Genomic DNA, 12,427 nt, shown 5'->3' on the forward strand with positions numbered 1-12,427 from the left:
CCTTTCTTAACTGTCTGATTAAACATATGAAACGATATATCCTCATACTGATTTATAGTTTTCTGATACTGGCAGGCACCAACCTGTACGGACAATCCTCCTGTACCTGCGAATGCCTAAAACCAATGTTCGACTATCTGATCGCATCCAACCGTCTCCAAACAAAAGAAACGGACCACATCATCCTTGCATCTCTCCTCAGAGATGCAAGGCGTGCTGGTTACGATGTCTCTTATACCAGGTGTGCAATCCTATATAAGAACATTAATAAGTACTTCTACGCCACCTCTACAGCTACTTCCGGCACCACTTATAGTGCCAGGATCGGTGATTGTGAAGTCAATATTAATGCTACCAGCTCCGTAACTTTCAATAATCTGCTAAGTAATGCCTGCACCGGCACTGGCGAAACAGTGACCTACCATCTTTCCGGTAGTACTACCACCATCGCTACATTATCCATTGGCAATTGTTACACCTGCACAACAGCCGCTTCCGCCCTCTGTTACAGTGCTGTCACCGACACCAGTGTGAATGCGTATACTTATGGGCTGGCAGGTAACTGGCGTCCCTCCAAAAGCTATGTCTACTATGGTAATCGTGCTGAAACAAACACAACAACCGAAGTAGTGCTCAGAACCGGGGGAACCATATCAGCCTTTGCCCCATTCTGGAAAGTCGTTAACAAAAAATTGACTGCTCAGCAGGATACTACCCGTTGGGTGTGGAACAGCCAGACAACCCTCTATAACAAAAAAGGGCTGGAACTGGAAACAAGAGATCCTTTAAATAGATATACTGCTGGCCTGTACGGTTACCAGGACGCCATGATCATTGCCGCTACTCAAAATGCGCGCTACAGAGAAGCCACCTACGAAGGCTTTGAAGACTATTATTATGGTGTACCTGCTTGTGATGAAGGCTGTAGCATCGGTCGTAACCTGGACTTTTCAGGATATAAATCATATATCACTACCGAAGCGCCGCATACCGGCAAATACAGCATACGTATACCCAAAGACTCAACAATTGGTATCAGTGCCTCCGTTGTACAGGTCGATAGTACTTCCCTGGGCCTGACTTTTAATACAGGCACGAATCTCTGCACCAGTACGAGCGTATTGAAAAGTGTAAAAGCTACGCAGGATGCCTTGCTACCTATCTTCTCTCCAATTGCAGGCAAACAGATCGTAGTAAGTTGCTGGGTAAAAGAAGCACAACCATGCACTGGCGAAACGTATGTGAACAATCGCCTTTCCATTGTAGTAAAACGTGCCGGCAATAGTGACACTACTTATACTGCTATTCCTAAAGGCGCTATTATCGAAGGTTGGCAGCGTTATGAACAGGTCGTATCCCTGCCTGCCGGAAGTACCACCTTATCCATCTATTTGAAATCGTTGAATAGTACAGTCGTATACCTGGATGATCTCCGCATTCACCCATACAATGCGAACATGAAATCCTTTGCATACGATCCGGGTAATTTAAGGCTGATGGCCGAACTGGACGAAAATAACTATGCAACCTTCTTTGAGTATGATGATGATGGTACACTGATCCGTCAAAAGAAAGAAACGGAAAGAGGAATAAAAACAATTTCAGAAAGCAGAAACGCCCTGTTAAAAGAATAGCCCTATGCGACAATTATTGCAAAAATATACCGGCATCTTTAGCGTGCTACTATTATTGCTGATCACAGCAATGGATAGCCATGCCCAGTCAGTCACCGTGCTCCGGCAGACACTGGATAGCAACAAGATCGCTGTAAATGATAGCATTGTGGTGACAGATGCCACATATTTCGACGTAACTAAACTACCAAAGCTCGATACGCCTTATAGCGTAAAAAACGTCGTAACCTTAAAGATCAATGAATACTCAAAATTGTACCTTCCTTCGGAGTTTACAGCTTCTGTGAAGGTGAGGATTACATATACCAAACCAGACTTTAAAACCGATACCCTTTCACAGACGCTGACCATTAACTACAAATCTACCGATGCTTATACCAGCAGGTCCAGCTTTGTATTCAGCAATGCGCATAAGGTAAAGGTCGAGGTGTTGAGTGTAACCATTACAGCTGAGAAGGATATCCTTCCTGCATTGACATTGGAAAATGAGATGTACGTGCGCCCGGTATATAAACTGGCTTGTACGGATGCGGTCACCAGTGTATCAAATAATGGTGCCCAGTTGGTGGATACCAGTGATGAGCTGACGGTGCAATGGTCAGCAGTGGAAGGAGCAGATGCTTATGACCTGGAATGGACCCATATTGATTCTACCGCATTATTCAGATATGGTACACCACTGGATACAGAGGCGGTATTCCGTAACAACGCTACCCGTGTGACCATTTCAGGTACCAGCTATAATATACCACTCATGTTCGACGAGCCGGGTATTATATTTTACAGGGTAAGGTCTGTGCAGGAAAGATCCAATAACGTGAGAATGGAAACTGTATGGAGCTCCAAATATAGTGCTGGATTCGGAAAATATGGTTATAGCGGACACGAACGCTCTCTCAACTGGCAATCTGCCATCAGCTTTGCAGAAGAAGGAAAACGTAAGGTAGTAGTCAATTATTATGATGGTAGCTTACATAGTCGTCAGACGGTTACCAAAGATAATAGTACGAATACGGCTATCGTAGCAGAGACAATGTATGATTACCAGGGGCGTCCTGCCATACAGGTAATGCCTGCACCTACATTAAGCAATGCAGTAAAATATTTCAAGAGTTTTAATAACGCTGCAAATGGAGCTGAGTATGATAAGAACCAATATGATACCCTGGTTAGCGCCAGTGACTATCTGACTGGCGGTGCAGCAGCGATGTCTTCTTTGTCAGGAGCCAACCAGTATTATTCTGCAAATAATCCTGAGAGCAACCAGGGCGTGAATCGTTACCTGCCAAACTCAAATGGGTATGCATTTACCCAGACAGAATACACACAGGATAATACCGGTAGGATCAGCAGGCAGAGCGGGGTAGGCGACGTATTTAAATTGGGTAGCAATCATGAGACCCGTTATCAATACGGCAGCCCAAGCCAGGAGGAACTGGATTTATTATTTGGTACGGATATAGGAGATAAAACACACTATTTTAAAAATTCCGTAAAGGATGCGAATGGCCAGGTTGCAATAACGTATGTTGACATGCATGGCCGTACAATTGCTACCGCGCTGGCCGGAAGTCCGGATAGTGCAAATCTTTCCGCATTGCCGGGTGTTACACCGCTGACTTACCTGGATACATTGTCACGTCAGGGGAGTAATCAACTCAAAGACCTGACACTTGAAACAGTTGAGAGTAAGATCGTATCTGTTGATGCTACATATACGTTCCGCTACAAGTTGAATACACCTTCTGTAAAGATGCCGGATTGCAATGGTGTCATCGTTGACTATCCTGTACGATACGATCTGTATATTACTATCACGGATGACGCAAATAACCAGCGTTTACCTGGTAAAAAAGCCTATGAAAGGGTATTCCGTAACTATACAGCAGGTACCGATCCAACTGCAAATTCAACAGTACAAAATATCGATGTAACTGATTCATTGGCGTTGACTTCAGGATCTTACCTGATCACGAAACGTCTTGTAGTGAACAGTGATGCACTTGCTTATTACCGGGACAATATTTACATGGCCAAATCCCTGTGTAAGACGCTGGATGACTTTATCAATGATCAAAGAGCATTGCAGCCTACAACGGACTGTTTACCATCCTGCCAGGCATGTTTTGTAAGTATTGGTAGCTGGGATAACTTCCGGGCCAACTATATGAGCGTAGGCCAGATCCAGGATACTGCTGCCAGCCGGGGTGCAGCATGGACTGCCTATGAAGCAGCCATCGATGCCTGTAACGCGCTGTGCGATAGTACTGCCCAGACTACAAATGTATTGAAGCAAATGTTGCTGGATGTGACAGCACCGTCAGGACAATATGCAGTGCCGGAAGATAGTGTGAATATTTTCTCTATCTTTTATAGTGATTCTGATGTTAAACTGCCTCCATACCAGGATACATTGATAGTATATCTGGATGAGAATGGTAAAAAGGATACAGTATATGATGAACAGACAGGAGCATGGGTGATTCCGCAAAAACTGACAGCCACCCAGTTTGGGAGTAAGTTTAAGGCTTCCTGGGCCAATGCGTTATTGAAATATCATCCTGAATATTGTAAATACCTGACTTATATTAAGTATAAGGCAAGTTATGACTGGGATGATAAATTTTCAAAAATAGATACCTATGCAGATGCCGTATCAGCGGGATACCTGAACCCATTGGGAGATTCTACTTACGGTAATTTTACAACCGTAACCGCTAATGTCGATCCGATTAAATACACCAGTATTAAGGATGGTTTGAATAGCCGGATGCAGAACTACATGAAGAGCAATCCAGCTGGAGTTAGCATGTATACCATGGCGATGGTTCGTGTGAAGTGTCCTTCCAATGGAACGTGTTATCAGACCAGTATTTATCCAACAACCGCTTTTGGTTTGCTGACCTGTACAGCAGATCTGGATATGGCATGGCGTGCTTTCAGGGAGAGCTATAAGACAGAAAAGCATAACCTGATTGATGCAGTGATTGATGCAGCTTCCTGTTCCGGTACCCCAAAGATATCATCTGCTACACTCATTGATTCAGGATTCCAACCAGTTTTTTATGTAGCTGATAAGGCAGTCAGCGAGCAGGGTCCTTCTTACCTGAATCAAAATCAGGGTTCAGATTCAGTGCGTGTGTCAATGGATTCATCTTATGCCCAGAATTGTAGAGCTTACATTGCAGATTGGTACAGTAAACTGATTGGTTGTATTGATTCAGCTACTCTTACTAACGTGATCTTACCAAGATTAGTAGAGGTATGTAAACAGGGTTCAGATATATCACATCCATTTGGCTCGAGTACAGTAGCACCGGGTAGCACTTATACATACAAAAGTTTCCAGGCAGTATTGGATGCATATTATGCGGGTAAAAACCTCCCGGCTTATACCTGCAATGCTTACCAGATTACCTCACCGGCACCTTACGATCAGCAGCCGGCTTATTACGACATCACATTATACAGCAAACCAGACGATTGTCAGTGTACTAAGTTGAATGCGCTGAAGAGCGAATACACAGCGAAAGGAACAAGCCTCACATTTGCTGCTTATCTGACGGCTACGAGAGGTATCCATATGACCCAGGCGAACCTGGATTCATTGTTGAGCTCATGTAATGGTAATAGCACGTGTGTCAGCCTTACATCTCCTATTACTATCCCACCGGCATTACAGTGCTATACGGGAGATATCTGTATAGGTTGTAAGGTAATTGATACATTGTATAATAGTTATATTTCCAAATATCCGGGTAATGCACCAGTAAGAGAGACAACAGATAGTGTGCAGATGAAGAAGAACCAGTTGTTCGAAAACTATATGAACGTGAGACTGGGCTTTAATAAGCATTATTGGGAGTATATGGACTTCAGGACTAATCAGTGCCAGATCAGTGATACGACAGGCGGTACTGTCATAGCGAGGGTTTCTAATGTCTCTGATCCTGTTGCTGATACCATATTATTATGCGGAAAGTCAGTGACTATCTTCACTACAGTCAAGGATACAATCAACAATTGTTCTGATAGTGCCTTCCTGGTATATAGTCAGGGGTATGATCTATACAATAATTACAAGGATGTCCTGAAGAATAATTTTGATAAGATTTATCGTGATACGGCGATTGCTGGCGGGCTGCGTGAGTTGTTTACATTAGGGTATGGCACCAGTGAGTATCAGTATACTTTGTATTATTATGACCAGGCAGGGAACCTGACGAGGACAATTCCGCCAGCGGGTGTGGTGATAGATCGGAGTGCGGCATGGAAGGCAAATCTGGCAGCTGCGAGAAGAGCGGGTACACGGTTCGTGCCGGCGCATCAGATGGCGACGGAGTATAGGTATAATACGCTGAATCAGATTGCCTCAAAGAAAACACCTGATGATAGTATTACTAATTACTGGTATGATAAATTAGGTAGGGCGGTTGTTTCTCAGAATGTGAAACAATCATTAGCTAAAAACTATAGTTATACAAACTTTGATGTACTGGGCCGGCCTATAGAAGTCGGAGAGCTAACGAGTGCTACAGCGATGACTAGTACAATTAGCCGAAGTGAGCAAAGTTTAGCAAGCTGGTTGAATGCAGCAGCGGCTACCCGTACGCAGATTACAAAAACGGTTTATGATATTGCTTATTATGCATCTGATACCGTGCTGGTGCAGGATAATCTCAGAAACAGGGTTTCGTGGATGGCAAAGTTTGATGATGCTGCGTCTCTGAATACTACAGATGGATTGGATTATTCGAGTGGTACATTCTATAGTTATGATATCCATGGTAATGTGAAGTCCCTGTTACAGGACTACAAGCATGGAAACATGCTTATAAATGGTAACCGCTTCAAGACTATTAATTATGAGTATGATTTAATTAGTGGTAAGGTTAATTTTGTAGCGTATGAGCCAGGGAAGAAGGATGCCTTTTATCATCGTTATAGCTATGATGCAGAAAACCGCCTTACCAACGTTGAAACCAGTCATGATAGTATCTATTGGGAGAATGACGCCTGGTATGAATACTATAAGCATGGTCCGCTGGCTCGTGCAGTGATAGGTCAGCAACAGGTACAGGGTATTGATTATGCATACACATTACAAGGGTGGCTGAAAGGGGTAAACAGTACCGCGCTCACACCAACATTTGATATAGGAGGTGACGGTGCCAGTGGTAGCCTGGTAGCGAAAGATGCATTTGGATTCGGTATCCACTACTTTGGTAATAGAGAATATACACCTGTTAGTACCACCGTTAAGCCATTTGCTGCGGCAGTTGGCAATAGCCCGTTATTCAATGGTAATATCTCTGCTATCAGCCAAAGCATATCAACGCTTGGCACCCCGCTGGAATATACTTATTCCTACGACGTTCTCAACCGACTTACAGGTATGGTCGCCAATAAGGGGCTTGATAGTTTAAACAACTCCTGGACCAATGCCTTCACAGCGCTTTCAGATTTCAAAGAAGCAGTTACCTATGATGGAAATGGTAATATCCTGACTTACAATCGTAATGGTAATAAAACCTTTGCAGGTTCGCCTTTAGGAATGGATAGCCTGACTTATCATTACCGTCCTGGTACAAATAAGCTTTCCTATGTGACAGACCTGGTAAGAGGCGCTAATTATGGAAATGATATTGATAACCAGTCAATTGGTAATTACAAGTACGATAGTATTGGTAATATGGTTTCTGATGTCCGTGCCGGGGTGGATAGTATTAAGTGGAATGTATATGGTAAAATAGCCAAAATATATAAGCATGATACGACTTCTATAGTCTATGCCTATGATGCAGCTGGAAACCGGATCAGTAAGTCAGTGATCAGCAAAACGCAAGATACTGTTCAGACATTCTATATACGTGACGCTACGGGCAACATACTGAGTACGTATACTTATCGGGATACATCCGTTAATAGTGGCCAGTTAAGTCAGATAGAAGCCAATTTGTATGGTTCCAGCCGTTTAGGGATGACAACCCTGGCAACTAATGTACAGGATGCAACACCAACACCGACAACTAGTATCATAGGGTTAGGTTATGGGAAAAATATTACATTTACAAGAGGAAAGAAGTTCTTTGAGTTAACGAACCATTTGGGAAATGTGCTTGCAACGGTTTCTGACAGGAAAACGGGGGTGTCACTCAATAATTCTAGTATAGATTCTTATAATCCGGTTATTACTTCTGCCCAGGAATACTATCCATTCGGTATGCTGATGCCTGGAAGAGGTGGGCATATAGGGACAGGAAGGAATGTTGCGGGTAGTACTGTAGTAATGAATGGGGATACCATCCCTGCGACACTGACAGTCACTCAGCGGACGAATAATACTCCGGGAACTTATATGGCTACGCAGGTGATAAGTTTTGAAGGGGAGTTTGCAAGTGGGACTGGTGATGAGTTAACTACGCTGTTTGTGGATCAGACGAGTGCCGATCCTGGGACTGAAAGTGGAATAAGTTATGGTATAGCATCTAAAGGATATCGATATGGGTTTAACGGAAAGGAGAATGATAATGATGTGAAGGGAGAGGGGAATGAGCAGGATTATGGGATGAGGATATATGATCCGAGGATTGGTCGGTTTTTGAGTGTGGATCCAATTACTAAACAATATCCGGAACTAACTCCTTACCAGTTTGCAAGTAATAGTCCAATCGCCCATATTGATTTAGACGGATTAGAGTCAGCTTCTCCTGAAAATTTGAGAAAGACGAGATCCGTTTTAGAAGATGCAATGGGTGCATGGTATAAATCAGATGACTATTTGCTGAGAGCTTCTGACGCATCAGTGAATGCAAGACCAAATGTGTGGTGGCAACATGCACATGGATACGCCAATAATGGAGGTAATAGAACATGGAATAAGTTGAAAGGTGTAGCGGGAGAGGCTATTGCAGCTCGTATCGCATTCAATGAATTCTATCGGAATATTGGAACCATGAGAATTTCTCATGATAGATTTCAATGGTTTAACGATCCTGACGGTTTCGAAGGGGTTCCTGGAGGAACATATGATTATATGTTAAGGGCTTCATTTGTGAGAAGTAATATGAATGCAGGGACTGAATATCCAGTATTTAATATGATAATGTTTGATGCTTCAGGTAATTTGGATTCTAAACGTTCATTTGATTTGGAAAGCCCACGAAATTTTCTGTTTGAGATTAAAACGTTAAGTCCTAATAGTAGTAATTTATCAAATATTGTTAAAGGTTTTAGCCAAGCTATAGCTAATGCAGAGGCTAACCCTGGTTCTTATAGTATTCTAATGATAGATAAACAGGCATATTTGAATACGGTTAGAAATCCTGGTGCCGCAAAGACAATTAGTGCGTTGCATGCTACATTGGAAGGTTTGCAAGGAGGACTGTGGCTTATTGACGATTTAGAAAAGCGAGCAAGTGAAAAAGCCTATGAAGCTTATAAAGAGATAAAAATTACAACAACTAATGAGACCACAACTAACTAAATGTATATTGTTAGCTTTTTTATCTTTATTGATAATAATGCACGAATCAGCTTGTACTATGGAAAAAAAGAAGGTATATCGGAATTTAGATATTGATCTGCTATTTTTTGACAGCAATCGTTTTTTAGATTATCAGGAGGCACTATTGTCTCCTGATAATGGACGACTGACTGCTATATTAAATGAAATGAATGGTGTGCTTACGAGGCATAAATCTAAAAGAGCCTCAGATAAAGTAGAATACAGTGATGTGTTTACTTTTGATGAACAACTCAAGGAATCTAGTATAGAAACATATGATTACATTCAGCATAATTATTTGGAGAATGGAAGGATAGTAAACCGTCCAGATTTTGAGATTCTTCAATATGTCATGCTGTATGCTTGCACTGCAATTAATAAAGATAAGTTTTATTATAACTTTGTATATAATCCTCCAAGTCAGTTTACCTCTGTTTTTTCAGTGTTTTATGATAAGTGGAATGATGCTGGATCATTTGAAATTGAAACGTTCAATCCATATGAGCCATATTGTCAGGATCCCGGAATTGAAGAAGGGATACATTATATTGTGTTAACAAATAGTTTTCTGAAGTCAATATTGCAAAACCTTGAAAACCTTAAGTCAAGAAATGAATATAGTGAGGGATTAGAAAATGATCGTATGTTTCTTGAGGGAGCATTAAGAAATGCAGAAAGTGGAAAATGGAAAGCTATTATTAGAATTGCGCCTTAATTACATTATATGCGTATATGTCGATCTGAGCCATGTAAGTTAGGTTTATATGGTTCAGATTGATTTTTATTTAAACGCTTCTCTATACTTGGCATCGCGGAGCAAGCCATCAATGGCATACAGGATATATTTTTTATCCTCCTCAGACAGTGCATCAATATCATTAAGCCTTTGAGCATAGCAGGGTCTTTAAGCACGTTCACCTGGCTAGTTTCCCCTAATAAAAACCCTACAGTGGTATTAGATACTCCCCATTTATTAGACAGCAATAGGTGGGTTATTAATTAAAGAATCAAATCTATTACTACTATTATAAACTTTCTCTTTTTTTGTTACTTTTTTTCTCTTTGTGAATTGCTGTGAATATGTGTATAACTTATCAGCAGCGCCATAAACATCAGCAGGAGTAACATATCCAAGGCTTTGATGTTTTCGTTCCCAATTATAGAATTCCACATACCTGTGAATTCCTTTGTATAATTCCAGCGTGCTGTCGTAAGCATTGAGATAGATGTTCTCGTATTTGATGCTACGCCAAAACCTGTTAACCTAAGCACGGGTGTCACCACCCGTGCTCGGCTTCAAAACCGGACTTGCCCCTTTTGAGGCATCCGGCTCCTCTGTAAATTAGTTCTTGTCATGAATACCTCACCTTGTATTTTGCAATGATCATGGATCAGGATTAAATTATTCCGTCGATAGTCTTTGGCATTACCATTAGCATAGTGAAATGTAAGGAGGCTATCCGTCTTAAAGAATAAACCACATTTCCAACATTTACCTTTCTGTAGTTTTAGGATCTCTGAAGTTTTTTGAAAGCCACCGGCATATCGCCCCATCCTACTCGCCCAGTATATGTAGTCACCATCGTAGGGGCTTTTTTCTCCTTTGACTTTTATAAAACGAGTGATATTCCAATCGGTATGCTCTGCTAACTTCAATAATCCGTCATTGGTGCAGAATCGCCAATTATTTCCTCCATCTCTGACGAAGTACTTATTCTTGATCCGTTTCTTGCCTCTTCTATTGTGTCGAAAACAGGCCCATCCCCATATCTTTCTGAAGGTAATATTTCTTAAGTAGCTGAAGGTATGTTTTGAAACCACATATTGGTAGTAGTTGCACCACCCCCGTATAATAGGATTTAGCAACCAGATTAAGCCTTTCTGATCCAATGCCCGATGATTTCGGACAATACATTTCAGCTTATCAGAATGTTTTTTTATTGCTTCTTTTGCTGGTCGGATAATTAGCTTATAACCTTTCTTTCTGTCATTGCAACTAAATTGACGGATATGAAAACCAAGAAATTTAAACCCGGGTGATATTCCTTCATGTTTATGAAGTGTATGACATAATTTGGTCTTTTCTGGCTTCAGTTCCAATCCTCTTTCCATTAACCATTCTGATATAAATTCTTTCGCTTTTGCTATTACCTTTTCACTTTCATGAATTACAAGGAAGTCATCGGCATATTTAATGATGGATATCGCACTTTTATGGCTGCTCGGTCGTTTCCCTCTTGCATTGCTTTTCTGTTTCTCGTATTGGTAAAGCTGTCTGTTTAGATATGCTTTAGTATCCCTTTCCATTCCATCCAATGCAATGTTGGCAAGCAACGGCGAAAGGGGGGACCCTTGCGGGATACCACTCTCATTCTCAAGTATTATTCCATCTTCCATGATACCGGCTTTCAACCAGCATTTTATCAGTCGTCTTTGATTAGGACTGGTTTTCAGCTTACTTAGAAGCTTCTGGTGATTAATGTTGTCGAAGCATCCTTTGATGTCAGCATCTAAAACATAGGCCTGTTTAAACTTAATTCCCTGGAAAATTGCTTGTATTGCATCATGGCATGACCTACCAGGTCTAAAGCCATAACTATTAGGCTCAAATTTTGCTTCCCATTCAGGCTCCAGTATTAACTTTATCAGTGTTTGTCTTGCTCTTTCTCTTATAGTTGGAATACCAAGAGGCCGTTTATCTGATTTTCCGGTTTTACTGATCCATATTCTCCGGATTGGCTTTGTCTTAGATTCCATTCTTATTGAGTGAACCAACGTTTGGCGTAATGCAGGTGTTAAGGCCGTTTTGCCATCAACACCGGCTGTTCCCCTCCCCTGATTCTGTTGTGAGACTTGCTTTACTGCCAGTTGTTTTGCCGATAGGGAAGATTTCAGTAGCCGTTGCAATTTCCTTACTAATATCTGATTCCCTTTCTGTGAGGCTCGATAGATTCGCTTTTGTAGCTTAAAAACAGTCCGCTCGACTGGTTTCCAGTCGATTGTGGACCATTCCCATTCATACCTTAACTCTTTAGTTTGGTTCATGACTTCTTAACTACTACTTAAAACTCTATCATCTAATTTACAGGATCTCCGTAGGCATATATCGGGAATTACTCCGATCCTTGGCTTCTGAGATCATCCCTCCCAATGCCTGTATGCGGTTGACTCCTGCTCAATTGTATTGAGAACAGACATCAGGTTACTTCGTTCCGCATTTTTCGTATTACGTCAAACTTAGATTCCTGCTCTTCGCCGGGATCAGATAGTGAAGTTGTTTATACTT

General features: G+C 41.6%; 5 protein-coding genes. 3 read left to right on the forward strand and 2 right to left on the reverse strand.

Annotated elements, in window-relative coordinates:
* The first annotated feature begins 26 nt into the window (after positions 1-26).
* The 3 genes from BW716_RS23740 to BW716_RS23750 are packed head-to-tail and all read left to right on the forward strand — an operon-like array spanning position 27 to position 9,856.
* Complete coding sequence (locus tag BW716_RS23740; protein WP_083726707.1) at positions 27-1,634, forward strand: hypothetical protein; 1,608 nt, start codon at positions 27-29, stop codon at positions 1,632-1,634.
* Between the two features lie 4 nt (positions 1,635-1,638).
* A complete protein-coding gene (locus BW716_RS23745; RefSeq protein WP_083726709.1) occupies positions 1,639-9,120 on the forward strand; it encodes an RHS repeat protein in 7,482 nt (2,493 codons plus the stop codon).
* Positions 9,101-9,856 (forward strand): hypothetical protein, encoded by a 756-nt coding sequence (locus BW716_RS23750; protein ID WP_143708995.1) that lies wholly within the window; start codon positions 9,101-9,103, stop codon positions 9,854-9,856. Before BW716_RS23745 ends, BW716_RS23750 begins: the two co-directional genes overlap by 20 nt.
* Positions 9,857-10,114: 258 nt before the next feature.
* On the opposite strand, the gene BW716_RS39045 is transcribed toward BW716_RS23750, so the two are convergent.
* A complete protein-coding gene (locus BW716_RS39045) occupies positions 10,115-10,384 on the reverse strand; it encodes an integrase core domain-containing protein (RefSeq protein ID WP_083726713.1) in 270 nt (89 codons plus the stop codon).
* Between the two features lie 53 nt (positions 10,385-10,437).
* On the reverse strand, positions 10,438-12,186 hold the full coding sequence (gene ltrA / locus BW716_RS23760; protein WP_220388821.1) for a group II intron reverse transcriptase/maturase: 1,749 nt from the start codon (positions 12,184-12,186) through the stop codon (positions 10,438-10,440).
* Between the last annotated feature and the right edge of the window lie 241 nt (positions 12,187-12,427).

Origin of the sequence: [Flexibacter] sp. ATCC 35208 (genome assembly GCF_001975825.1) — a bacterium.
In the GTDB taxonomy this organism is placed as follows: domain Bacteria; phylum Bacteroidota; class Bacteroidia; order Chitinophagales; family Chitinophagaceae; genus Chitinophaga.